The organism is Rhizobacter sp. P2_D12, from assembly GCF_056404395.1.
Genome location: NZ_JBFUEB010000026.1, coordinates 1 through 22,892, shown reverse-complemented (window position 1 = coordinate 22,892; position 22,892 = coordinate 1). Strand labels below are relative to the sequence as shown.

29 protein-coding genes are annotated in these 22,892 nt (G+C 67.3%); 8 read left to right on the top strand and 21 right to left on the bottom strand.

Translation table 11 applies throughout. The annotated features are described in order from the left end of the window. The first annotated feature begins 2 nt into the window (after positions 1–2). Positions 3–710 carry a phosphoserine phosphatase SerB gene (gene serB / locus AC1DYN_RS11355; RefSeq protein WP_477959422.1) on the top strand — a complete coding sequence of 236 codons (708 nt, stop codon included), beginning with the start codon at positions 3–5 and terminating at the stop codon, positions 708–710. A 30-nt stretch (positions 711–740) separates the two neighbouring features. Here the strand turns inward: serB and AC1DYN_RS11350 are convergent, their stop codons facing one another. After that, a complete protein-coding gene (locus AC1DYN_RS11350) occupies positions 741–1,229 on the bottom strand; it encodes an Lrp/AsnC family transcriptional regulator (RefSeq protein WP_477959420.1) in 489 nt (162 codons plus the stop codon). Positions 1,230–1,348: 119 nt separating this feature from the next. On the opposite strand from AC1DYN_RS11350, the gene yedA reads away from it, so the two are divergent. Continuing rightward, complete coding sequence (yedA, locus tag AC1DYN_RS11345; protein WP_477959418.1) at positions 1,349–2,254, top strand: drug/metabolite exporter YedA; 906 nt, start codon at positions 1,349–1,351, stop codon at positions 2,252–2,254. Here yedA and AC1DYN_RS11340 read toward each other — a convergent pair. After that, positions 2,251–2,811: a hypothetical protein gene (locus AC1DYN_RS11340; protein ID WP_477959416.1), complete on the bottom strand. Its 561-nt coding sequence runs from the start codon at positions 2,809–2,811 to the stop codon at positions 2,251–2,253. The two genes, yedA and AC1DYN_RS11340, sit on opposite strands and share 4 nt — an antisense overlap. Positions 2,812–2,920: 109 nt before the next feature. Further along, positions 2,921–4,633, bottom strand: coding sequence for a thiamine pyrophosphate-binding protein (locus tag AC1DYN_RS11335; RefSeq protein ID WP_477959414.1), 1,713 nt, complete (start codon positions 4,631–4,633; stop codon positions 2,921–2,923). Between AC1DYN_RS11335 and AC1DYN_RS11330 the strand changes: the two genes are divergently transcribed. Further along, positions 4,601–6,265 carry a recombinase family protein gene (locus tag AC1DYN_RS11330; protein WP_477959412.1) on the top strand — a complete coding sequence of 555 codons (1,665 nt, stop codon included), beginning with the start codon at positions 4,601–4,603 and terminating at the stop codon, positions 6,263–6,265. The two genes, AC1DYN_RS11335 and AC1DYN_RS11330, sit on opposite strands and share 33 nt — an antisense overlap. Here AC1DYN_RS11330 and AC1DYN_RS11325 read toward each other — a convergent pair. The 17 genes from AC1DYN_RS11325 to AC1DYN_RS11245 all read right to left on the bottom strand — a co-directional run bounded on the left by AC1DYN_RS11325 (position 6,262) and on the right by AC1DYN_RS11245 (position 18,384). Then, entirely contained in the window at positions 6,262–6,906 is a 645-nt protein-coding gene (locus AC1DYN_RS11325; protein WP_477959410.1) for a hypothetical protein, read from the bottom strand. The two genes, AC1DYN_RS11330 and AC1DYN_RS11325, sit on opposite strands and share 4 nt — an antisense overlap. Further along, a complete protein-coding gene (locus AC1DYN_RS11320; RefSeq protein ID WP_477959408.1) occupies positions 6,903–7,235 on the bottom strand; it encodes a hypothetical protein in 333 nt (110 codons plus the stop codon). The genes AC1DYN_RS11325 and AC1DYN_RS11320 overlap by 4 nt, the downstream gene beginning before the upstream one ends. 24 nt (positions 7,236–7,259) lie before the next feature. Continuing rightward, positions 7,260–7,952: a glycoside hydrolase family 19 protein gene (locus AC1DYN_RS11315; RefSeq protein WP_477959406.1), complete on the bottom strand. Its 693-nt coding sequence runs from the start codon at positions 7,950–7,952 to the stop codon at positions 7,260–7,262. Then, the gene (locus AC1DYN_RS11310; RefSeq protein WP_477959404.1) at positions 7,952–8,287 is read right to left on the bottom strand and encodes a hypothetical protein; all 336 of its coding nucleotides are present in this window, start codon (positions 8,285–8,287) and stop codon (positions 7,952–7,954) included. Before AC1DYN_RS11310 ends, AC1DYN_RS11315 begins: the two co-directional genes overlap by 1 nt. Beyond that, positions 8,284–8,742 (bottom strand): hypothetical protein, encoded by a 459-nt coding sequence (locus AC1DYN_RS11305; RefSeq protein WP_477959402.1) that lies wholly within the window; start codon positions 8,740–8,742, stop codon positions 8,284–8,286. The genes AC1DYN_RS11310 and AC1DYN_RS11305 overlap by 4 nt, the downstream gene beginning before the upstream one ends. Positions 8,743–8,844: 102 nt before the next feature. After that, positions 8,845–9,000, bottom strand: a complete 156-nt coding sequence (locus tag AC1DYN_RS11300) for a hypothetical protein (protein ID WP_477959400.1) — start codon at positions 8,998–9,000, stop codon at positions 8,845–8,847. Positions 9,001–9,049: 49 nt separating this feature from the next. After that, the gene (locus AC1DYN_RS11295) at positions 9,050–9,817 is read right to left on the bottom strand and encodes a hypothetical protein (protein WP_477959398.1); all 768 of its coding nucleotides are present in this window, start codon (positions 9,815–9,817) and stop codon (positions 9,050–9,052) included. 26 nt (positions 9,818–9,843) lie between these two features. Next, positions 9,844–10,614, bottom strand: coding sequence for a hypothetical protein (locus AC1DYN_RS11290; RefSeq protein WP_477959396.1), 771 nt, complete (start codon positions 10,612–10,614; stop codon positions 9,844–9,846). A gap of 12 nt (positions 10,615–10,626) precedes the next feature. Beyond that, on the bottom strand, positions 10,627–11,340 hold the full coding sequence (locus AC1DYN_RS11285) for a hypothetical protein (protein ID WP_477959394.1): 714 nt from the start codon (positions 11,338–11,340) through the stop codon (positions 10,627–10,629). Positions 11,341–11,354: 14 nt separating this feature from the next. After that, on the bottom strand, positions 11,355–12,869 hold the full coding sequence (locus AC1DYN_RS11280) for a hypothetical protein (protein ID WP_477959392.1): 1,515 nt from the start codon (positions 12,867–12,869) through the stop codon (positions 11,355–11,357). Between the two features lie 137 nt (positions 12,870–13,006). Next, positions 13,007–13,480: a hypothetical protein gene (locus tag AC1DYN_RS11275; RefSeq protein ID WP_477959390.1), complete on the bottom strand. Its 474-nt coding sequence runs from the start codon at positions 13,478–13,480 to the stop codon at positions 13,007–13,009. Between the two features lie 16 nt (positions 13,481–13,496). Then, positions 13,497–15,164 carry a hypothetical protein gene (locus AC1DYN_RS11270; RefSeq protein ID WP_477959388.1) on the bottom strand — a complete coding sequence of 556 codons (1,668 nt, stop codon included), beginning with the start codon at positions 15,162–15,164 and terminating at the stop codon, positions 13,497–13,499. Between the two features lie 153 nt (positions 15,165–15,317). Further along, entirely contained in the window at positions 15,318–15,809 is a 492-nt protein-coding gene (locus AC1DYN_RS11265; RefSeq protein ID WP_477959386.1) for a defense against restriction DarA-related protein, read from the bottom strand. A gap of 20 nt (positions 15,810–15,829) precedes the next feature. Next, on the bottom strand, positions 15,830–16,522 hold the full coding sequence (locus AC1DYN_RS11260) for a hypothetical protein (protein WP_477959384.1): 693 nt from the start codon (positions 16,520–16,522) through the stop codon (positions 15,830–15,832). Next, on the bottom strand, positions 16,519–17,412 hold the full coding sequence (locus AC1DYN_RS11255) for a hypothetical protein (protein ID WP_477959382.1): 894 nt from the start codon (positions 17,410–17,412) through the stop codon (positions 16,519–16,521). The genes AC1DYN_RS11260 and AC1DYN_RS11255 overlap by 4 nt, the downstream gene beginning before the upstream one ends. Before the next feature lies 1 nt (position 17,413). Continuing rightward, on the bottom strand, positions 17,414–17,887 hold the full coding sequence (locus tag AC1DYN_RS11250) for a hypothetical protein (RefSeq protein WP_477959380.1): 474 nt from the start codon (positions 17,885–17,887) through the stop codon (positions 17,414–17,416). Further along, positions 17,887–18,384, bottom strand: a complete 498-nt coding sequence (locus tag AC1DYN_RS11245; protein WP_477959378.1) for a hypothetical protein — start codon at positions 18,382–18,384, stop codon at positions 17,887–17,889. Before AC1DYN_RS11245 ends, AC1DYN_RS11250 begins: the two co-directional genes overlap by 1 nt. A gap of 143 nt (positions 18,385–18,527) precedes the next feature. Between AC1DYN_RS11245 and AC1DYN_RS11240 the strand changes: the two genes are divergently transcribed. Genes AC1DYN_RS11240 through AC1DYN_RS11220 form a run of 5 tightly spaced genes read left to right on the top strand, consistent with a single transcriptional unit; the run spans position 18,528 to position 20,960 of the window. Beyond that, the gene (locus AC1DYN_RS11240) at positions 18,528–19,142 is read left to right on the top strand and encodes a DUF6011 domain-containing protein (RefSeq protein ID WP_477959376.1); all 615 of its coding nucleotides are present in this window, start codon (positions 18,528–18,530) and stop codon (positions 19,140–19,142) included. A gap of 20 nt (positions 19,143–19,162) precedes the next feature. After that, positions 19,163–19,891 carry a hypothetical protein gene (locus AC1DYN_RS11235; RefSeq protein WP_477959374.1) on the top strand — a complete coding sequence of 243 codons (729 nt, stop codon included), beginning with the start codon at positions 19,163–19,165 and terminating at the stop codon, positions 19,889–19,891. Next, entirely contained in the window at positions 19,888–20,361 is a 474-nt protein-coding gene (locus tag AC1DYN_RS11230; protein WP_477959372.1) for a phiTE_072 family protein, read from the top strand. Before AC1DYN_RS11235 ends, AC1DYN_RS11230 begins: the two co-directional genes overlap by 4 nt. After that, complete coding sequence (locus AC1DYN_RS11225) at positions 20,358–20,582, top strand: hypothetical protein (RefSeq protein ID WP_477959370.1); 225 nt, start codon at positions 20,358–20,360, stop codon at positions 20,580–20,582. The genes AC1DYN_RS11230 and AC1DYN_RS11225 overlap by 4 nt, the downstream gene beginning before the upstream one ends. A 24-nt stretch (positions 20,583–20,606) precedes the next feature. Beyond that, the gene (locus AC1DYN_RS11220; RefSeq protein ID WP_477959368.1) at positions 20,607–20,960 is read left to right on the top strand and encodes a hypothetical protein; all 354 of its coding nucleotides are present in this window, start codon (positions 20,607–20,609) and stop codon (positions 20,958–20,960) included. A gap of 1 nt (position 20,961) precedes the next feature. Here AC1DYN_RS11220 and AC1DYN_RS11215 read toward each other — a convergent pair. After that, positions 20,962–22,892 (bottom strand): VgrG-related protein (locus AC1DYN_RS11215; RefSeq protein WP_477959366.1); only part of this gene is annotated, 1,931 nt, incomplete at its 5' end.

The following is a 22,892-nucleotide window of genomic DNA, read 5'->3' as shown; positions in this document are numbered from 1 at the left end:
CCATGAACTCCGAATTCGCCCCCGGCCTCGTCATCCAGCGCTTCACCCCGCCGCTGCGGTTGGCCGATTTCCGGCTGATCGCGTTCGACATGGACTCGACGCTGATCAACATCGAATGCGTCGACGAGATCGCCGATGCGGCCGGCCGCAAGGCCGAGGTGGCGGCGATCACCGAGGCGGCGATGCGCGGCGAGATCGCCGACTACAAGGACAGCCTGCGCCGGCGCGTGGCGCTGCTGAAGGGGGTGCCGGTGGCGGCAATGCAGCAGGTGCTGGACCAGCGGCTGCAGCTGAACCCCGGGGCCGCGGCGCTGGTGCAGGCCTGCCAGGCGAAGGGGATGAAGACGCTGCTGGTGTCGGGCGGTTTCACCTTCTTCACCGACCACGTGCGCGACCGGCTGAAGATCGACTTCACGCGCTCGAACGTGCTGGAGGTGGCCGATGGCGCGCTGACGGGCCGCATGGTCGACCAGGCCTGGGGCGACATCTGCGACGGCGACGAGAAGAAGCGCATGCTGCTGGCGACCTGCGCGCAGCTGGGCATCGCGCCGAGCCAGGCCATCGCGATGGGCGACGGCGCGAACGACCTGCCGATGATGGGCGTGGCCGGCTTGTCGGTGGCGTATCACGCGAAGCCGGCGGTGCGGGCGCAGGCGATGGTGGCGATCGATGCGGGCGGGCTGGACCGGTTGCTGGAGGTGGTTCGGTAGCGGACGCCGCACCCCGGATTGGCATCCGGGCTACAGGCCGGCGCCAATCTTGCGGATTGGCGGTTTCACGTCTTCGCGCCGCGGCGGCAGCATGGTCTGGTGCTCGCGCGGCGTGTTCAGGATGATCGCGGTCGAGGTCTCGGTCAGCAGGCAGAACTTCGTGACCACCGCGTCGAGGTGCGCCACGTCGATCACCGCGATCTCCAGCAGCCAGCTGTCCTCGCCGGTCACGTTGTAGGCGCTGACCACCTCGGGGCTCTGCTGCACCAGCTTGACGACCCGCGCGTACTCGGCCCGGCCCACGCGCACCATCGCGCGGATGCCGTAGCCGAGCTTGCCGAGGTTGACCGTGGCGCGGTAGCCGGTGATCACGCCGGCCGCCTCGAGCTTGCGCACGCGCTCGGTCACGGCCGGCTGGCTCAGGTGCACGCGGCGACCGAGTTCGGCCATGGTCAGGCGCGCATCGGCCTGCAGCTCGGCCAGGATGCGCGTGTCGTGGGCGTCGATTTCAGCGTTCAAGGCAAACCCTCCAAAAGACCTTCAAACATGGCATGCAGCATAGCGATCGCCTTTGTTTCATGCCTTCCAATCGATGCCGCACCTTCGTACGATAGCGGCCTCTTTCCGCACGCACCACCATGTCCGCATCGTCGCCCACCCTCACCTCCTCGCCCCCGCGCAACGGCTCGCAGGCGCTGATCCTGCTGTGCCTGGCCGCCACCTGGCTGGTCTGGGGCTCCACCTATCTTGCGATCAAGTTCGCGCTGGTCAGCTTCCCGCCCTTCCTGCAGATGGGCTCGCGCTTCCTGTTCGCCGGCGTGCTGTTGATGGCCTGGATGCGCTGGCGCGGCGCGCCGTGGCCGTCGTTCGTGCAATGGCGCAATGCGCTGATCGTCGGCGCGCTGATGCTGGGCGGCGGGATGGGCGGCACGGCCTATTCGGAGCAGACGGTCGGCTCCGGCCTCGTGGTCGCCTTCATCGCGGTCGTGCCGCTGATGATCGCCGGCTTGAACCTGTTGTGGCGCGTGGTGCCCAGCCGGCTCGAACTCACCGGCATCGCGGTCGGCCTGGCCGGCGTGCTGATGCTGACGCAGGGCTCCGGCTTCCAGGCCTCGCCGGTGGGCCTGGCGGCCATCGCGATCGCGTGCCTGACCTGGTCGGTGGGCAGCGTGCTCAGCCAGCGCAGCCTGCCGCTCGCACCGGGTGCGACCGGCTTCGCCAGCGAGATGATCTGCGGCGGCGTCGTGCTGCTGGTGCTGGCCGCCGTCACCGGCGAGCAGTTGCAGTGGCCGCCGGAGCCGAAGGCGGTCGCGGCCTGGTTCTACCTCGTCGTGTTCGGCTCGCTGATCGCGTTCAACGCCTACATGGTGCTGCTGTCCAAGGCGAGCGCGGGGCTGGCGTCGAGCTACACCTTCGTGAACCCGGTGATCGCGATGCTGCTGGGCGTGGCGATCCTCGGCGAGACGGTCACGCACTACGAATGGACGGCCGCCGGCGTCGTGCTGGTCGGCGTGGTGCTGCTGCTCTGGAAGAAGGGCCGCTAAGCCGCCAGGGCGGCATCGCGCCGCCACAAGGTGAAGCGCTTCAGCTGCCGGCTGCTCACCGCGTTCAGCAGCTGCGCCTGGTCCATCGGCCCCAGGTGCTGCGCCATCGCGTCGAGCAGCTTGTTCGGCACCGCCTGCGCATTCGAGATCACCAGCGCGTCGGCATCGCTGCCGGTCTTGGTCATCAGCACGAAGAACAGGTCCTCGCCCAGCGGGCCGTCTTCGGTGGTCAGCACGTCGACCTGCTGGATGTCGGACCAGGCCAGGCGCCGCGTCGACGGCTCCTGCGGGTCGTCCGGCAGGCCGCTGCGGTGCACCAGGCCCCAGCCGTTGACGTCCATCGTGTCGTAGCCCGGCACCGCCACCTGGCGCCGCTGCGAGCGCAGCAACGGCGGCAGCAGGCTCAAGGCCAGCAGCAGCACGCCGGGCCACCAGCGCGCCTGGCCGGCCCAGGCCGCCGCCAGCCACACCAGCGACAGCGCCAGGCAGGCCCGCCACACCCAGCGCTCTGCCGGCGTGGGCGCCGGGGTGCGGTTGACGGGCAGAACTTTGTGCATCGGGCTCAATATATCGTCCGCAGCTGGGGGGTGGTGTGACATTGTCCTGAAAGCGGATTCTCGCCCAGGCATTCCGCACGCAAAGGGCGAGCCATATCCTACGAAGACGCTAGGTGCTGCCGAGGCGTTTTCGGGCTGCCTCGCGAATGGCTTGCAGCGTGCTGCGGCTGGTGCTGACGTCGGCATCGAGCTTCAGGTGCAGCAGCGTCGGCCGTTCGCTCGACAAGGCCGCGGCGAACGCCGGCTCGAACTGAGCTGTTTCCGAGACGCGGTCTGCCCGCCAGCCATAGGCCTGCGCCAGCGCCGCGAAATCCGGGTTGAACAGGTCGCTGCCGCTGACGCGCCCCGGGTACTCCCGCTCCTGGTGCATGCGGATGGTCCCGTAGGTGCCGTTGTCGACCACCACGCTGATCAGCCGCCTGGCGCCGTAGCCGGTGGCGGTGGCCAGTTCCTGCCCGGTCATCAGGAAGTCGCCGTCGCCGGCGATGTTGACCACCGTGCGCTCGGGGTACAGCAGCGCCGCGGCCACCGCCGCCGGCACGCCGTAGCCCATCGCGCCCGAAGTCGGCGCGAGCTGCGTGCGGCCGGTGTGCTGCAGGCCGTGGTACCGGCAGTAGCGGTGCAGCCAGCCGCTGTAGTTGCCGGCACCATTCGTGTAGACGGTGTCGGCAGGCGCCAGGCGCTGGATGGTCTTGATCACCACCGCCATGTCGAGCGGCTCGACGGCAGGCGCCCCATGGTTGGCTTCGTAATCCGCATGGGCCGCGGCCGTCCATTCGCCCCAGGCGGGTTTCGTCGGCGCGGCCAGCGCCTCGAGCGCCTTGGCGGCGGCGGCCATCGACGATTGCAGCAGCAGGTCGGCCGCGTAGACGCGCCCCAGCTCTTCCGGCCCGGCGTGGATGTGCACCAGCTTCTGCGCCGGCCGCGGCGCCTTCAGCAGCGTGTAGCCGCCGGTCGTCATCTCGCCCAGGCGCGCGCCGACCGCGATCACCAGGTCGGCGTTCGCGATGCGCTGGGCCAATGCGGGGTTGATGCCGATGCCGACGTCGCCCGCGTAGTTGGCATGCCGGTTGTCGAACAGGTCCTGGAAGCGGAACGCGCAGCCGACCGGCAGGCTCCAGTTCTCGGCGAAGCGCTGCAGCGCCGCGCAGGCGGCGGCATCCCAGCCGCTGCCGCCGGCGATCACGAACGGCCGCTCGGCGGCCATCAGCATCGCGCGCAGGTCGCGCAGCGCGCCGGGTGCCGGCCAGGCATGCGCCGGCTCGGCGCGCGGCAGCACCGGCGCGTCGGTGGCCTGCGTCAGCATGTCTTCCGGCAGCACCAGCACCACCGGGCCGGGGCGGCCCTGCAAGGCGGTGTGGAAGGCGCGTGCGATGTACTCCGGCAGGCGCGCCGGGTCATGCACCTCGCCGACCCACTTCGCAAAACCCAACGTGCCGGGGCCGAAGACCTGGCGGTAGTCGAGCTCCTGGAAGGCCTCGCGGTCGCGCTGGTCGCTCGCGACCTGGCCGATGAACAACACCATCGGCGTGCTGTCCTGGAAGGCGGTGTGCAGCCCGATGCTGGCGTTGGTGGCGCCCGGCCCGCGCGTCACGAAGCAGACACCGGGGCGCCCGGTCAGCTTGCCCTGCGCCTCGGCCATGAAGGCGGCCCCGCCCTCTTGCCGGCAGGCGATGAAGCGGATCCTGTCGCGGTACTCGTGGAAGCCGTCGAGCACGGCCAGGTAGCTCTCGCCGGGGACGCCGAACGCTACGCTAACATCCTGGGCAATCAGGCACTCCACCAGGGCATGTCCGGCGAGTCGCTCTCTCTGTGGAAGCATGGTTTTCCAGTCAAACAAGGGTCTATGAAAAAGGGTCTCGTCTACAGCTACATGCGGTTCAGCGATCCACGCCAAGCCGCCGGAAACAGCAGCGAGCGTCAGCGTGCCTATGCCGTCAGGTGGGCCGAGGAGCATGGTCTGCAGCTCGACGAATCCCTGTCCATGGAGGACAAGGGGCTATCTGCCTACCACCAGCACCACGTCAAGCACGGCGCGTTGGGCGTCTTCCTGGCCGCCGTCGAGAACGGCCGAGTGCCTCCGGGCTCATTCCTGGTCGTCGAGGGCCTGGATCGCCTTTCCCGGGCCGAGCCGATTCTGGCCCAGGCCCAACTGGCTCAGATTATCAACGGCGGCATTTCGGTCGTGACGGCTTCCGACGGCAAGGTCTACAGCCGCGAGCGCCTGAAGGCCAACCCGATGGACCTGGTCTACTCGCTCTTGGTCATGATCCGCGCCCACGAGGAGTCCGAGACCAAGTCGAACCGAGTCAAGGCCGCGATCCGACGGCAGTGCGAAGGCTGGATCGCGGGCACGTTCCGGGGAATGATCCGCAACGGGACGGACCCTGCCTGGGTGCGATGGACAGGGACGCAATGGGAAGTCGTCGAGGATCGGGCGGCCGCCGTTCGCATGGCGATCGACCTCTACCGGCGCGGCTACGGCGTGACGAAGATCACCCGGGAGCTGAAGGCGCAGAACGCGTCGATGACCGGCGGCGCCCCCGACGTGCTCCAGGTTCACCGCCTCGTGCGTCAGCGCGCGTTGATCGGCGAGCGCGACCTGGCTGTCGGAGACCAGTCGTTCCGACTGGAGGGGTACTACCCGTCCATCCTCAGCCCCAGCGAGTGGATCGACCTGCAGTCGCTGGCCGACAAGCGCGGCCTCCGCCCCACGAAGGGAACCATCCCGAACCTCTTCACCGGGTTGAACATCGCCCGCTGCGGCTACTGCGGAGCAGGCCTGGCGGCTCAGAACAACATGGGCCGCCGACAGGCAGATGGCACCTTCCATGACAGCCACCGCCGACTGAACTGCATCGGCAACATCCGGCGCAAGGACTGCCCGGTTCCGGGCTCGTGCTCGATCGTGCCGTTCGAGCGCGCATTGATGGCCTACTGTTCGGACATGCTCAACCTTCAAGCGCTCTACCAAGGCGATCGGACGGAGGGGCCGCGCGCTCGGTTGAACGCAGCGCAGGTCAAGGCGAAGGATCTCGATCGCCAGCTTGAGAGGTTGATGAGCGCCATTCTTGAGTCCGAGGATGCCCCGGCCATTTTTGTGAAGAAGGCCAAGCAGTTGGAAGCCGACAAGGCCGCCGTCCAGGCCGAAGTCTCCAACGCCGAGCGCGAGCTGGCGTCCGTTGCCCGGAGCGACATCACGGGTCTCGACGAACGGTGGCGCGCCCTCGCCCAGGGCGTCGAGGCGCTGGACTACGAAGCACGAGCGCGCGCGCGCCAGTTGGTCGCAGACACCTTCGAGGAGATCACCATCTACGCCGCCGGCGTCGATGCGGATCGGGACGGCGGATACATGGACTTCACGCTCAAGGCCAGGGGAGGCGGCGCGCGGCTGATCAGGATCGACAAGGTCGGCGGCCAGATATCGGCCGAGCACGTGCCTGAGCCGGCCTAGGGGCCGTCGCCCTCGGCACCGCTCGCGGCGCTCGGAGCGCTCGGGGCGGGCGCCCCCTGATCGGCCGCGCGCACCATCAACGCCCGGTCGGCGTCCACCATCCCCTTCAGCGCCTTCACTTCAGCGTCGCGCTGCTCAAGAAGGCTTGCACCCTCGCCCGCCAGCTCTCCAGATCGAGCAGATAAGCGTCCAGCCTCTTCAAGTAGTCCGAAGAGGGTTGCGCGCTGATCGCCTGTATCTCCGCAGGCAGCGGCGTCGCCTGAGGCTTGGAGCCGATAACGGGCGGCGGCGAGTTCGCCGGCGGTGTCGTGCAGGCGGCCAGCGAGATCGCGGCGGCCAGCATCAACCACGACAAGCGCGGCCTTGGTTTGGTTGAGTTCATGAACGATTCCCTGTTGGTCGGTTGCATGCTGCTTCTCGGCCTCGGCGGTCTTCTGCGCGTCGCGCAGTGCCGCGCGTGCACGCGTGGCGTTCTCCTCGGCGCGCGCCTGGTGCTCATCGGACAACGCTCGCGCGGCGTCGGCCAGCTCGACTCGCTGCACTCCCAGGCCGACAAGCGCGGCGACAAGGCCGACGCCAAGCGCCCAGAACAGCGGCGTCTTGAGGTCGGGGAGCGGGATCAGGCCAGAGACCGTGCTCATTGCGCCACCCACGACGAGACGTAGAGCAAGACCAGGAACAGCGCCGCGCCGGGCGCGCTCGTGGCCACAGCGTCACCCACCTGGACTCCATGCATGCCCGGGTAGATCACGTTGTCCGACGCGTCAGCGAATTCTTTGGTGATCCCCGCCGACAGGCCGGCGGCGAGCGCGCCGACGGCCGCGCAGATCGCGACGAGCTGGGCGCCACCGGGCGGGATGCCCGGGATCAGCGAGGCTCCCACGGACACGCACGCCCCGAGAGCAGCGCCGAACAGCGCCACCACGGCGCCGGCCTTCAGGTGCTCGATCTTGTCTGCTTGCAGAAACATGAATGCCTCCTCGCGCCGTGGATTTCAGGTGATGCCGACCGCGGCCTTGCCGCCGTCCAGCAGCGCCAGCCGGTCTTCCCAGCCGATCGCGTCGCCGTGCTTGGTCGTCATGCCGCCCAGGTTGATGCAGTCGCAGACGCCGTCGAAGTCGCCTTGGTCGGCGAAGTCATTCAGGCCCTTGCCATCCCAGAAGTCCGCCGCCGACAGCGCCGCCCACTGGGGTTGCGACAGCGCCTCGGGCGCGGCCTCGAAGTCCGGCACAACCAACGCCGGGAAGCGCGCGCGCAGCCGCGCTGTTAGGCGACGCGCGTTGGCGCGGCCAGTCGATTGGAAGAGACCGCGACCACGGAACAGCCAGCCGTCGCCCGGGCGGTCGTTGCCCAGGTTCTTCGCGCCCCAGTCGCCGCCGTAGATGAGGTTCGCGATGGCCTCCTGATTCGCCGGCCGCGCGCCGTCGCGCCCGTAGGCCTGCGCGGCGGCGGAGCTGATGCGGTTGCGACTGAAGGTGGCCAGCAGCGCCTCGACGCGATAGTTCAGGTTCTCGGCCGTTCTGGTCAGGCGGGTCGACTCGTGGCCCACGTTGGCCAGGAACATCACGGTGCGCATCGGCGCCGCGTCGATCCGGTAGCTCGCCATGGCATCGGCCAGGTAGCCGGCGTAGGGCTGCGCAGCGGCGAGGGTTGCGCCGGTGCATGCGGCGATCAAGCGAACGTCCATCATTGAGCGGCCCTCCTCGCGTCAACGCCGTCGCGCTGCTCCACAGCATGGGGAATGTGAACGTGGTCGAACAGGTGCGGGAACAGCCGATTCATGCAGAAGGCCACCTCAGCCAGCGCCAGCAGCAGCAGGCCAAGCGCCATGAAGGCATCGATACACACGCCCCGGTAGCACGCGCGCGACGTGTACGCCAGCATGATCGCCAGGCCGACGATGAGAACGCGCCTGGCGGAGCGGCTCTGCCGCGTGTCCAGGAGATCCGGCGCGCGGTCGGTGGCCGCTTGCAGCACAAGGGCGAGCATGAGCGCCGCCGTGACGACGTAGGTCAGGATCACTTGGCGACTCCGGCGGTGTCGCTCGACTGGTCGCCGGCGCGGTCGGCCAGCGCTGCGTTCTGCGTCGAGCCGGCGACACCCTCGACGAGCGCGCGGGCAGCAGGATCGCGGCCGCGCAGCGCATCCAGCACCCGGACCACGAAGCCCAGCGGATCGGAGCGCACGCCGCGCCCGAGTGTCTTGAGGCCCGCCCAAATGTCCTCGCTGACCACGGCGCAAACGCCGATGATGGCCATGCGCACCGTCTCGGAGGGGACGAAGCTGTCGATGGCCAGGCCCGTGATGACCGCGACGACGGCGCCGGTGATGGCAGCAGAGAAGAAGCCAGGCCAGCCGCCGTGACGGCGCTGGATGGTGCCCTGGGCGATGCCTACGAACAGACCGACCGTGCCGCTCGTGACGATGATTCCGAGCGTCTGCGGCTCCGAAAATAGCTTCTTGAACTGATCGAACATTCAGACCCTCGGGACGTGATTGGGAGTGCAGGCGGCAATGCGATGCCTGCACTTTCGATCACGGGGCCACGCGGCCCGCGCCCGGTTTTCCGAAGCCGTCGATCAGCGGCGCGAGAGCGCCCTGCCCAGCCCGCCAATCTGCTTGCTGACGCCGTCGAAGCGGCCCAGCATCGCCAGCCACAACTTCTGCTTGCCCTCCTGCGACTTGCGGTAGCTCGCGAACGCCGACGACCGGAAGAAGTCCGCCGCGTCGCTCATCGCCGTGGCGCGCGCCAGCGGCAGCGCCGTGTGGCCGTAGAGCGCCAGGTCAGCGGCCTGGCTGACCAGCCCGTCCAGATAGCGACTGCGCGACGCTGGAGATGCAGGAATCGGCGAGAAATCGGGCCGGACTCAACGGGCCGGCCCCCTCTTTCTCGATCGGCAGGTACACCAGGCCGTCGTCGTCGAAGTCCACGCTGAAGAAGTGCGCCAGCTTGTCCGTCCCACCCCAGTAGGCCGCGAACAGCTCCTCGAACAGCGACTCGGGCAACAGCTTGAGCCGGTCCATGCGGCCGCGCACCCAATCCATCATCGCGATGTCCGACATCGACGACCAATCGGGCACAGCCTCGCTCGCCACGAAAATCTGACAGGCGATTGCACCGATGATCCAGTCGCCGCGCGTCTTGCACAGCACCTCCAGCGCCTGCGCGTGCACACCCAGCAGCGGGCGCAGTGTGCATGCCTTCTCGGCCACGGTGCCGAGGTCGATCTGGTCGGCGTCGAGATCCCGATCGAACATGACGTAGTCCGACAGGTGGCCGACATCGCCGACGGCGAAGTCGGGCCCGTCGCTGGTGACGTGCGCCATGTACTCGCAGACCAGCAGCGTGCGCTCCTGCACCGTCCACAACAGCGGGTCGGTGACATAGCGCGGAAGCGGCTGGTCTGCGCCGGCGGCCACGCCGCGCAGCAGCTCGGTCGTGGTCAGCTCGTTGCGCTCGCCGGGCAGCTTGCAGAGGTCGATTGCCTGGCCGAGGGTCAGCTCGGTCAGGCGCAGGGCAATCCGTCTGGTGCGGGTCGGCTTGAAGATCATGGGGAGATGCCTTGAAGGGAGGCGCGCTACAGGATGCGCGCCGAGTTCCAGTCGGTCCGATCCAGCGCGGTCAGTGACGCCAGGCTCATCGTCACGGCGGCATGCGTCAGGTTGCCCTTGCTGTCGCGTGGGCCCGTGAGCGGGTAAGGCTGCGACTCGATGACCAGCGGCTGAAGCAGCATGTCGGCGTACTTCAGACCGATGATCTGAGGCACCTCGGAGGGGTAGAGCTGCAGCTCACCGCGCGCCAGGCTGCCCACCACGCCGTCGGCGGCGATGCTCTTGGGAAGGGCCCACTGCATGAGCTGGTTCATGGGGTCACGCACCTCGCGAGCCGCGTCCTGGTAGGCGCGGAAGTGCGCTGTCAGCGTGACCTTCAGCGGCGGGCTCCCGGTGAAGACCTGCGTGGAGTTGAGCTTCGTGAGGTTGCTGCGTCCCTCGAACTTGCTGGCCTTGGCGGCCGCGTCGTCGAGCGCCTGGCTCGACTTGAAGACGGTCTTGAGCTGAGCGATGAGCGCGCTGAAGCCGCCGGCTTGGATCATCGACGACAGCGTCGACAGCTTCTGATCCGGGCCGATGTTCTCGAACGGGGATTGCCAGTTCTGGACCGACTCGATGTTTCCGTCGGTGAGCGGCGCCAGCACTTCGGGCTGCGACAGGTCGCGCACCCAGATGAAGGTGCCGTTGGCGCCTGGCTGCTTCTTGACCGCGAAGAAGGACGCGATCAGCTTGGGCGACAGCCCGCCCCACTGAGACGAGAGGGCGGGCTGCGAGCCGTTCGGAGACGAGGCGGCCATCGGTCAGGTCGATTACAGACCCGCGCGGTTGCGGATCTTCATCGACTTCATGCGCCGCACACGCGCCCCCGCGCTGCGCGACTTCATGCCCGCCTTGCGGATAGCGACCTTCTGGCCGGCGGACAGGCGAACGTGGCCGCTGACGCGCTTGTTGACGCGCATCTTCTTGCCCTGACGGATCACGATCTTCTTCTTGTAGACCGCGTCGAGGACGCCGTCCATGACGGCCTCGCTCGAATCGGCATCGAAGACGAACGAGTCCAGCGCCTGGTCGCCGTCCTCGCTGCCGGCCAACAGCTCGTGCACGCGGTCGGCGGCGTCGCCGTCCTTGTCGGCCAGCAGGGCGATGGCGTCGTCTTCGCTCACGCCCTGGGCCACCATGTAGTCGAGCAYGGCATTCAGGGCGACATCGACGATGTCGGCCTCGTCCTCGGTGATGTCGCCGTCCTGGTTCTCGTCGGCGACGCCGATGGCCATCGCTTCGAGGCGATCGGCCAGCGTCTCGCCCTCGTCGAGATCGGAAGGCTGCGTGGCGGCCCAGCCCTGCACCATCGCGATGGCTTCGTCGCGGATGCTGTCGGCGGCGAACTGGCCGGCGGCGTTGGCCGTGGCATCGAGAAGCGCCTGCTTCTCGGTGGCGACGGCATCGAGCTGCGCCTGGGTCTTGGGCTTGTCGAAGGCACCCAGATTGCGGAGGGCGCGCGCGGCGGGATGGTTTGCGAACATGAGTGGGTCTCCGATTAGTTCACGAGGGTCTGTTGCACGATCACCTGACGGGCGACGCCGTCGAAGCTGGTGTAGTAGTCGATCAGCACCAGGTCGGCGGGCCGGACTTCACTGGGCCGCACGGTGAACGCGAAGGCGGCGTTGCCGGGCAGGTTCTTGGCGGGGACCAGCCAGTCGCTCGCCTGGGCGTCCGTCAGCAGGTCTTCGAGGAAGGCCGTCATCTTCTTGATGTACAGCTTCATCGGCAGTTGCAGCAGCTCCTTGCCGTACAGCGTCACCCAGTTGTCCAGGGTCGCCGACATCTCGGCCACGGTCTGGAGCTTCTTGTAGGAGACGCGCGACTTCGCAGCCGTCAGCGAGTCGGTCCAGACGAACCGGCTGCCGCCGTTGTACGACTCCAGGATGACCGGGTTGATCTGCGACTTGGCCAGGTCGGACAACTCCTGGTCCTCCGGGTCTTGCATTTGCTTCACGCCGACCCGGTTTAGAGGCCATTCCTTGCCGGCGACAGGGAAGTTCTTGGGCGCGAAACCCTTGGCGTTGATCCGCGCGTTGCGGCTGCAGGACAGGCCGGCATGCAGACCACCTGTTCCCCAGACCACGCGGCCGCCGTTGAGCGGATCTTCAGCCGACAGCGGAGCCCACTGGAAGCGGATGTAGTGACTGTCGATGTTCAGCGACGCCACAAACGTCATGGCTGCGGCCACGTCGAGCGTGCCCGCCACGTCGATTTCCAGCGGCGTGTTGATCTCGATGGCCAGTGCGGCCAGTTTGCCCAGAAGCGAGACGTTCGGGTTGCCGCCGCTGATCAGGTAGCCGTAGGCGTTGCGCGTGGCGCGCAGGCCGTCGATGAACCGGTCGAAGTCAGCGGCGACGTAGGTGGTGCCTCCCTCGTCGAAGCACATGAGCGTGGGCGAGATCGCCCAGTTGTCCTTGCCCGACAGCGCGCGGCCGTAGGCATTGGACGTGACCGGCACCGTGGCGTTCGCCGCGACGACGACATCCACCGCATCCGTCTGGGTCGCGGCCACGTCGGGCAGGTAGCGGCTCACGCCGAAGTCGTCCTTGGCGGCAGGGTCGAGCGAGCCGGAGAACTCGTGCAGTATCACGCCACCAGCGTCGAGTACGCGCAGCGTCACGTCGGTGTTGGCCACCGAGGTACCGGTCAGCGGAGTCGCGTCGGCATGCAGAGCGACCTTGATGCCGTCGTTGAAGCAGTCGTGGTGCATCAGGTAGATGCTGAAGCCCGCCGTCGGCGCCGCGGCCGCCGTCGAGAACTCGATCGTCTCGGAGCTGGACGTGGGAGTGCCGGTGAAGTTGATCACCGCGAACGACTTCTTCGCGGCCGCCGGCACCATGCGCTGGACGACAGCCTCGAAGGCGCCGTTGTTCAGCGCCTCGTACATCTGCAGCTTGGCCTCGTTCAGCGCGTTCACGCGCACCGCCTCGGCCGCGCCGGTCTTGGCGAGAAAGTTGGTGCGGTTGACTCGGAAAGGCTGGTCGATGCGGCCACGCGTCAGACGCGCCATGAGACCAACGATCTGGTCGGAGTTGTCCGGCGCCACGCCGTCCGTCTGGTCTTGCAGCGGGTTAAGTTGGACGCCAGGCTGGAATCCCAGTTGACGGGTGAAGGAACGGAAACCACTCATGGGCGCACCTTGTCTGTTTACGCCGGCACGACGGCCAGCTTTTCGAGCGGAATGAAGTTGGACTCGGCCAGCTCCTCGAGCGACTTCTGCACGATCTCGGCGTGCTCCTCGTCGATGAGCGTGACAGTCGCCGAGCCGCCGGCGCCGAGCACCGCACCGGCGACCCGGCAGGAGATGCTTGCGCTGCTGTGATTGAAGATCGTCACGCGCATGGGGAACTGCGGGGCCCATGAGGTGTCGGCGTCGGGCTGGGGCGCGCCCTGGCCCTCGACCACCAGGCCAGCCCCATCGTCAGAGCGACCCATGGGGTGCTCGACGGACGAGTTCGCCAGCACGACGGCGCCGGAGTCAGCGTCGCCCTGCTCTTGCGCGCCGCCAAGCGCAGCGTCATCGCTATCGCCGCCCTGCTCTTGCGCGCCACCGTCGACGTGCTCTTGCGCCTCCACCGGCCCCGCAGAAGCGGGGGCAGCCTTGGCTCTCTTGCCTGCCATTGCTTGCCCCTTCGCCTTAGCTGAGGTTGGTGATGTTGATCAGGGCGCAACCCAGCGCCGACGGCTCGTGCGGATTGACGGACGTGAAGTCACGTGCATACATCGCAGCGTTGCGCTTCAGGTCGGACTGCATGTTGAGATCCAGGAACGTMGGCGCGACGGCGTCGCCAAGGATGATCGGGTTGCGAGCCACTTGCGAGCTGCGGCCGGCGCACACGATCTGCGCGGAGGCGAAATCGGCGGCCTGCGGCACGTACTTCGGGCTGAAGTACACGTCGTACTTGTCGAACAGGCGACCGACGCGGTAGAGGCCCGGACGCGCAGCGATGCCGCTCGACTTGAACATCGTGTCCGGCAGGCTTTGCATGACGCCAGCCAAGAACGAGTTGACGTAGCAGTGCGTGATGCCGTGATCCATCGTGTCGTTCGCCATCTGCTGGTCGACCGCTGCGAACTTGGCCTGCAGGTCTTGCCAGATCTGCGCGCGCACCATCTGCTGGCTGCGGGATGACCACTGGAAGTCGAACGACTGCGTGTTGTTCAGACCAAGGTCGGCCACCATGCGCAGGGCGTTGTAGTGGCGCTCCATCGCCATCTGCGTGCGGATCGCCATCAGCGCCTCGCTCGCGGCATCCAGTCCCAGTTCGTTGCGAAGCTGGCCACTGGAGTCCATCGTGACCGAGGTCATCACGCGCCACGGGTTCGCGTAGAGGTCGTAAGTATCGGCCTTGACGATCATCGACGGGATCAGCGCCGGAGCCGCTTCGTAGTCGATGAAGCCTTGCGCCGTGACCTTGCAGGTCGCGGGCAGCGCCGGGGTCGAGGAGGTCAGCTGGAAGGCGCCGGTGGCCACAGTGACAAAGCCGACCAGGGCGTAGTCCGTGCCAGCAAGGCGAACGGTTCCGGAGAACGGGCTGTTCGCCGCCGAGCCGCTGGCCGAGTCCTGCGCGGCGATCTTGCCGTTCACATAGACGATAGTGCGGCCCCGCAGCACAGGCACGCCAGTGCCGGCCGGATCGCAGTATGCGGTGTTGCCGGCCGTGGTCAGGTTCGTGCCGGTGAACTTGCTGGCGTAGGGCGCGTTACCCGACAGGTCCAGCTTGACCTGCCGCGCGGACGATGCATACACGTCGCCGACGCTGGTGCCGTCCATGATGGCGCCAGCGGAGTACGAACCGAAGCTCGTGCCTGCGACGTGTGACAGGATCGCCAGCTTGGCCTGGTTCGAGCCGATATCCACGGGCAGATAGCCGGCGAACGGGATGGCTTCGGCGATAGCCGACAGGATCGCGACGACGGCGCGGTTCGCTTGCAGCGACATCGGCTCGCTGTGGCTCGAACTCGCGCTGTTGGAGACGCCGTCCAGCAAGTGGCCGTTGCCGTCGATGCCACGGAACGCCGACTGCCCCTGTTGCAAGGCGGCCTCCACCACGTCGGCGGTGGGCGCGACGCCGTGCTCGCGCTCGTAGTTGGACATGCCGAGCGCAACGCTGTCGAGGACGCGGGCCTCGTCACGGTCGCTGACCTTTCCGAGGACTTCGTTCAGAGCGGCGGGAACCTTGACGGCGGAGTCGTTCTTGATCGAGTCGAGGACGGCCGTCGTGTTGCCCTTGTGGGCGGTCACGGCGTCGAGGAATTCGGCGACCTCGTTCGTCGCGCGGGTGGTGTACTTCGGTTGGGTCACTGGGTAGCTCCAGAAAGGTTGCACGATCAGCACGGCAACCACGCCAATGCTTGAGGGCATTCTTTTTCTGGCCACCCTCGCGGCTGAGCCCTGTTTTCCGAATTGAAAAAGCCCGCGACTGCGGGCTTCTCGGCGGCGTTGACGGTTGGCGCGCTACGCGACGGCCGCGGCGCCGTTCAGCTCAGCGAGTTCCTGTTCGGCGAGGCTCACCGCCTCCTTCAGCGCGTCGCGCTTCTCGGTCTTGGCGGCCAGCAACGTCGTGCGCGAGACACGCGCGCTGGGCGGGATCGGTACCTGCACACGGGTCATCGCGCGCTGGAACGCGACGCGTCGCCGATCCAGCAGCGAGGCGATCTCGGCGACCGTCTTCGCGTGGTCGTCCTGGTTGCGCAGCGGCACAACGGAGCCGTTGATCTTGACCTCGAACACGTCGCCGGTCTCCTTCACGCCCAGCGTCACGCGCTGGCCGTCCGCGAACGTCAGGTCGACGTTGCGGAAGAACACGCCCGCGCGCTTGGTGAGCGTCTTGGCGACCTCGCTGCTCACGACCTGTGCGCCGGCGCGGTCGAAGAGCTTGCTGATGTCGCGCAGGGCCTTGTCGTTACCTGCGCCCATCGACTCGAACTTGAACAGAATGGATTTCATGCTGGGTTCTCCTGGGCTTCCTAGTTGGGCGGGTCGGTCGGCCCGCCGTTGACGTTGTGCTCGTTGTGGGTGTGCGTCGCGCCCACGTTCTTGCCGTTGTGCGTCAGGCTGCCACCGGCGATGGAAACCGGGCCCTGCAGCGACGCACCGCTGCCGCCGGGACCGGCGGACGTGGAGATGGAGCCGGCAATGCTTGTCTGCGCGGTCAACTGGTGCGTGGCCGCGCTGTGCTTGGACGTGGCGGCCGTGCTCTCCATCGCTCCGCTCACGTCGGTCTTCTGCTTGCCGCCGATGTCGGTGGTCTGGCTGCCACCGATGTGCTCGATCACGTCGCCCGAGACGTTCCACGTCACCTTGGTGGCGTTGATGATCAGCTCATTGTCGGCCGTCATCTCGATGTTGGCGTGTCGCCACCGCCGCCAGCCGGTCGGGTTGCCCTGTCGCTTGTCTCGGAACCCCGTGATGATGGGGAAGCGCGGATCGCCGCACTCGAACTCCAGCCAGACGGCATCGTTCGCGAGGACGCGGATCTCGGTGTGGCTCTTGCTGTCGGCGTGGTCCGAGCGGTCGCCAATCGGGTACTCGAAGACCGCCTGCGGCAGCACGCTGGAGCCGTCGGTTATCCCGGGAATGCGCACGCGGCACGTCCGCGACGGGGCGTCGTAGCTGTCGATTTCGCCCGGCCACTTGCCGTAGAGAGGCCCCTCGCTCACTTGACGAACTCCCCGAGCCAGAGCTGCGTGTACTCGTCGCCGGCGCCGTTCTCGCTCGGCGTGGCGCGCACATGCGCCGCCGTGATCACGACATGCGCGGCGCCGTCGACGTCGACCCGCGCGCCGGCGTTCAGCTCGGGCGACAGGCCCAGGCGCATCTTGCGGCGCTGGATCAGGGCCGAGCTGACGTTGTTGAGGATGCGCGTGTCCGCGCGCGGGCGGTAGAAGATGCCGCGCGCGGCTTCTCGCTTGGTCGCAAGGAGGGCGCCGTCGGGCGTGGTCGTGAAGGCGAACGGCACCGCGTGGCGCTCCAGGTAGTCGCTCTTGGCCTCCTCGGTGAGGTCGGCCGTGAACTCGACGTTCGCCTTCTGACGGATCATGTCGTCCAGGCGGCGGAACAGGAGCTTGCCGCCGGAAAGGTAGACGGTGGCCGCCTCCTCCTGCAGGACGCGGGCGATCTCCGGCGTCGGCAGCATTCCCACGTAGCAGGCGAAGACCGGCACGGTGAAGTCTGTATCGATGACGGCCGACGCGCCGATTGAGCGGTAGATTTCCGCGAAGGTCGAGCCCTCGCGGATGATGCTGCGCTGCAGGCGGCGACCGACGGCGGCGCACGAATTGAGGATGCCCACGGCCGAGATGGTGGCCAGCTCGCGCGTGCCGCGCGCAAGGCCCGAGGTCATTGCGACACCCTGCCTCACGATCAGGTACTCGATCATGTCGCCGCCAACCTGGATCGTGGCGCCCTCCGCCAACGACTTGACCGTCTCGTCGGTGCGCAGCGCCTCGACCTCAATGGTGCTGGGGATGGGCGTCAGGTCCGTGCGGAGGACCACGCGGGTGACCAGGTCGCCGCGCAGCGGCGTGCCGGCCGCATCTGCGATCTGCATGTCAGACCACCTCGATCACCGCATGGACGAACGCCTTCTGGGGGATCGTCTCGTTCTCCATGGTGCCGATTTCCTGGCTGATCTCCGACACCGATCGCCCATACACATCGACGCCCAGCCCGCGCGAGGCCTCCAGGCGCTGCGCGTGCTCGCGCTCGCAGTACAGGGTGAACAGCGGGCGGATCAACGCCCACTCGCCCACCGACAGCTCGGTCGTTTCGGTGATGAGGCTCAAGTCCTTGATGGGCAGGGCCGGCGTCGGGAACAGCTCGGGGTCTTGCGGCAGGGGCAGCGGCTCGCCGGCGCCAGCGGCGCCTTGCAGCACGTCGGACGACGAGACGCTGCGGATGTCGCCGAAGCCAGCGTAGAACCGCGCGGCGGTCAGCGCGCAGTCCTTGACCTGCTCGTCGTCGAGCACCAGCCACCCGGGCGAGCGGGAAGCCAGGTACTCGGCAGCGAGCGCGCCGAGCTGCATTACAGGCTCGTGGCGTTCGGCGCCAGCTTGTCGCCGAAGTAGTTGAAGAACAACGTGCCGTTGATCAGTGTGATCTGCGCGCGGTTTTCCCAGTCGCGATCCGGCTGATCCGGCTGGAAGAAGCAGCCCCTAATCTTGTATGCGCGCACGAAGCGATCCGGAGTGCCTTCGTAGACGGTGGCGTTGAACTCGCCACCCGTCTGCAGGACTTCCTCCATGAAGCGCATGATCYGGCCGGTCACCGTCTCGGTGAAYGTGATCGGGCCCTGCTGCGCGGTCTTGAGCTGCTGCGGCTTGTAGTACATGCCACCCATCGGCGTCGCGACTTCGATCTCGCCGAAGGTGCCGAGCACCGGCCACGGGAACTGCTTGGTGTTCAACACCAGGTCTTCGTGGCCCTCGATCTCGAACGTGGCATCCGAGTTGATCGACGGGGCGCCGATCGCTTGCTTGGCGGAGTAGAAGCCCTTCAGGGCGTCTTGGCTGGAAATGGACATGGCTCGCCCCTTGTCTGGGTGATGGGTAGTTGGCGCCCAGTCTGAGAGAAACCTCGCGCTCTGTTGCGGGCCGTTTTCCAGAAGTGTTGCAGTTGTTATCGTATCCATGTACAGTTGTTACCAACAACACCAGGACGACAACCATGCAAGCCATCGCCATTCCCGAAACTGCCGCCGCACGAGCCACCTCGTGGGCCCTTGCGCACCCGGCCGAGATGGGCTGGCTGGTGGACAACATGGTCAGCAACAGCTTCGCAGCCTCCCTCGCGGCCGACGTGAGCAAGTTCGGCGCCCTGAGCCAGGGCCAGCTCGCCGCCGTGCGCAACAACCTGGAACGCAGCCGGGCCGCCGACGCGACGCGCGCGACGGCGCCCACGATCACCACAACCGAGATTGAGGCCCTGTTCGACACCGCGCGCGACAACGGGGTCAAGAAGCCGGCCATGCGCCTGGACGAGTTCGTCTTCAAGGCCGCCGGCCAGGACAGCAGGAACCCGGGCGGCATCTACGTCACTACGAAGGTTGACGATGACTCCGTCTACCTCGGCAAGGTGCTGGGCGGCAAGTTCCTGAAGACCGAAGCCTGCTCCGACGATCAGCAGAAGCGAATCCTGGCCGTTGCATCGAGCCCGGCCGAGGCCGCGAAGGCCTACGGCCAGCGCACCGGCAACTGCTCGATCTGCGGCCGCGAGCTGACCGCCGAGGAGAGCATCGAGCGTTTCATCGGCCCCATCTGCCTCGGCAAGTTCGGCCTGTAAATCACCACGGAAAACAAGCCATGAGCAATGAAGAGAACCCGTGGGCTCGCACCGTCGAGCCCACCATCGAACCATATGGGCATGCAAGCCGGTCTGGCGCGACAATCGAGCGCCATCCCGCTTACGCTGTGATTCAGGCGAATCGCGTCGGCGGCGACACGAGCCTGTTTCAGAGCGACTTCCGGCACAACGGCTTCATCCGGATCTCCATCGCTCGCGCCGAGGTCGTGCGTGACCTGTCGAACGATTGGGTGCATTCCAGCAACATGGACAGGCTGATCGAGGTCGATGTCTCCGAGGCGCATTGGGCGCACTTCGTGTCCGCCATGAACATCGGCGCCGGCACGCCCTGTACGCTGCGGCAGATCGACCGTCAGCCGATACCCGGTATCGCCCGACCGACAAACCGCCATGAGCAGTTCAAGCGCGAGTCGAGTGAGGCCGTGCAGCGGTCCATGCAGCACTTGCAGGCGTTGCGCAACGCCATCGCCGAGAGCGGGCTGTCACAGAAGAAGCAGAAGGAGCTACTGGATCATGTGATGTTCGCCGAGCGCGGCGTCGGCTCCACCCAGGATTTTGTCGCCGAGCAGTTCGGCGAGCACATCGAGCGCACCGTCGAGCACGCGAAGGCCGAGGTCAGCGGCTACGTGAATGGCGCGATCCGCCAGGTCGGGCTGCAGGCGCTGGCTGCTGGCTCGGCCCAGGGTGTCGCACCGCTGAAACTCGGCTTTCCGGGAGAAGAGTCGTGAAGCTGACTACCAAGGCCGCGCAGCTCCTGCTGATCGAGGATGTTCCTGGCCTCGATCCGATCCGCGTCATCACCGAAGACCTCTCGCCAGGCCGGGGCCGCATCATCGTTGTCTGCTACAGCCGGGCTTGGAGCGCTTCGTGGTGCGCCTTCTGGGGCGCAATGGGTGAGCACGACGTTCGATCGTTCGTCTGCTCTGTCGGCGCTGGTTACGTGTGCGACAACATGATGGAGGGCTCTCCGCTAAAGCATGGCGGCAAGAAGCGTCAGCGCGAGGAGACCTACCTGAAGCGAATCATAGAGGCCGTTCAACATGCACTGCGGCCCGGCACCGAAAAGGTCGGCAAACCCTTGCCACATGGGAGGCTCCCCGGCGTGCCCTGGGACAAGACCGGCTGCCACTACGCGCCCGACGGCACGCTGATGAACGCCGACTGCACGCGCAGCATCTTCGACGACGTGGACGAATGAACTTCCTGCTCCGCAAGCTCAAGGCTGATGGGACGATGGTGCACGACTGCATCGCCTTCGCCAACGAATCCCAGGCCGAGAAAATCCTCGTCTCGGCGCCTGGCCGCGCCATCCTGCACATGGGCGAGGGGACTCACCCCGGGCCGTTCTGGGCGGTGCAGCCAGAAGACGCCGAGGCGCTGGTCGCGGCGGGGTATCGTTTGATACGGGCGGCACAATAGGGCTCCTTCCCACCCGGAGCCCCGATGAAAGCCGCCGTCCTCGCCCTCGCCCTCGCTGCATCCACGTTCGCGGCGGCAGCTCAGGAGGTCGAGCACTACCAGAAGCGGGACGCTTCCGTGGCGCTGATCCGGGTCGACGGCGTCGCCGGCTTTCAGATGCAGAGCCAGGCCGGGCAGAACACCTGCTCACTGGAGGGGCGCGCCGTGTTCACCGACAAAAGCAGCGCCGCCTACACCAGCGACGACATGGCGGATATGTGCGTTGTGATCTTCACGTTCAAGGGGCGCAATCTGGTCGTCACGACGAAGGACTGCGGGCGGCATTGCGGGCTGAACGCCGGCAGCACCATGGACGGCACCTACAGCCTCAAGCGCTGATCTATCCCACCGCGCCGATCCCGCCGCTCACGACGTGAGCCAGCGCGCGGTCTCCGACATTTTGGCCAGTCGTCTCGGGCAGCGTGACCGAAACGCTCTGCGGCGCGCGCGGGTCGCTGTTCAGCTTCGTCGGCATCGCCTGGATCTCCGGCGGCTTGGGCAGGTTCGTCGGCACCGACGGCGGCACGTTGGCCATGGGCAGCGGAGGAATGCTGTTCTGCGAGACCCCCGCGATGTTCGCGCCCGCGCCCAGCGGAATGCTCCCGCTGCCCGCAGCACTCGCGCCGGCGAGGCGCAGCAGCGAGTCCCTCTCGGCGCTGGCTCGCGCGAGCGTGCCGGCGCGCACCGACGGGCTGCTGTTCCTGAACAGGGCGTCGTTGTTCGCCTTCTTGTAGTCCTGGATGGCGGCGACCTTCTCGGCGTCGCTCATCTTGCTCGCATCCTTGCCGGCAAGTGCCTTCTGGATCAGCGAGCTATCTCCGCCGAATTGCACTGCGGTGGACCAGACAGCATCCTTGAAGGCGGCGCCGCTGCCACCTACATCAATGCCCGCAGCCTTCAGCTTGGCCACCTGCGGGTTGTAGTGCGTGTCCTCGATGAACTTGTGCTGCGCGTCGCCGAAGGCGGGATCGGTCTTCGCGATCTGCTTCCACTTCGCGGCGAACGCCGGAGTGCCAGGCGTCAGGCCCGCGAACTGGTCGCCGTAGCCGGACGATCCCAGGAATTCCCCCAGCGTGCCGGTCTTCGAGGAGAGCTGGTACGTGCCGTAGCTCACGCCGCCCCGATCGCCGCGGCCCGATGACACGGCGCCGGCGCCCTTGCCGCCCGACTCGTAGCGAGCACTGGTCTTGCCCAGAACCCAGTTCGAGGCCGCGCCCACCACGTTCCTGATGGTCTCGGGCACCATGGCCGCCGCAGCATCGGCGATGATCGGGGCCGCGACCTTCGCTGCGTCCACGGTGGCGTTCGCCGCTGCCACTGCCGCAGTCTTCGTGGCATCCACCGTCCGGCCGGCGGTCGCCTTCACGTCGATACCGGTCGCGCCCTTGACCGCGTCGTTGGCCCAGTTCGCGCCGTCCCTAACCGTGTCAACGGCCTTGCCGGCCGCGCCCTTCGCGCCTGCCCACAGCTCGCCTACCCTGGACGTGACCTCATCCCAGGCCGCCATCATCTTCCCGGGCAGGTTGGCATCCATGAGCTGCTTCGACCAGTCACCAAGCGCTTGGCCGACCTTCTCGCCGAGCATCGACCCGAGGTAGCCGCCGGCGATCGTGCCAGCTGGCCCAAGCAGCGACCCGAGCACGCCACCAGCAATGCCGCCGATGCCCATGCCCAGCGCGCCGCCGGTGTCGCGGTAGCGGGCCGCGCGATTCTCCTCGTCTGACTTCGAGGGGTCGTCGTTCATGCCGAACACGCTGCCGAGCGCCAAGCCGCCAGTGATCAGCCCTCCGATCAAGGGAAGTCGCCTCAGCAGGCCGGCGCCCTTGCCCAGCAGGCCGAGCAACCCCTTCCCTCGCCCGAACAGGCCGCCGACCATGGAGCCGATCAGGCTGCCACCGCCGCCGGCCTCGCCGCCCGCGCCGGCTCCGGGACCGAACCATCCGACCCTGCTGGTGGCGGCGCTGGCCTTCTTGTCGCCGCCAAGGTTGCGCAGCGCAGTCCAGAATCGGTTGTACCAGCGCTCCTTCTTGCGCTCGGCGCTGCGCCCGAACAGCACGGAAAGGCCCCGCCCGAGCGGCCGGACAACGTCGCCGAACTCCTTCGCCGCGTTCAACGTCGGGTCGATGTTGTCGGTCGAACTGGACATCGCGTGCGCGAGCTGGCCGATGCGGTCCGACACACGTGACAGGCCATCGCCGATGGCGCCTGGAATCCGAAGATCGCCGCCGCCGTCGGGGCGCTGCTGGCCCGCGACAAAGCGGCCACCGGCAT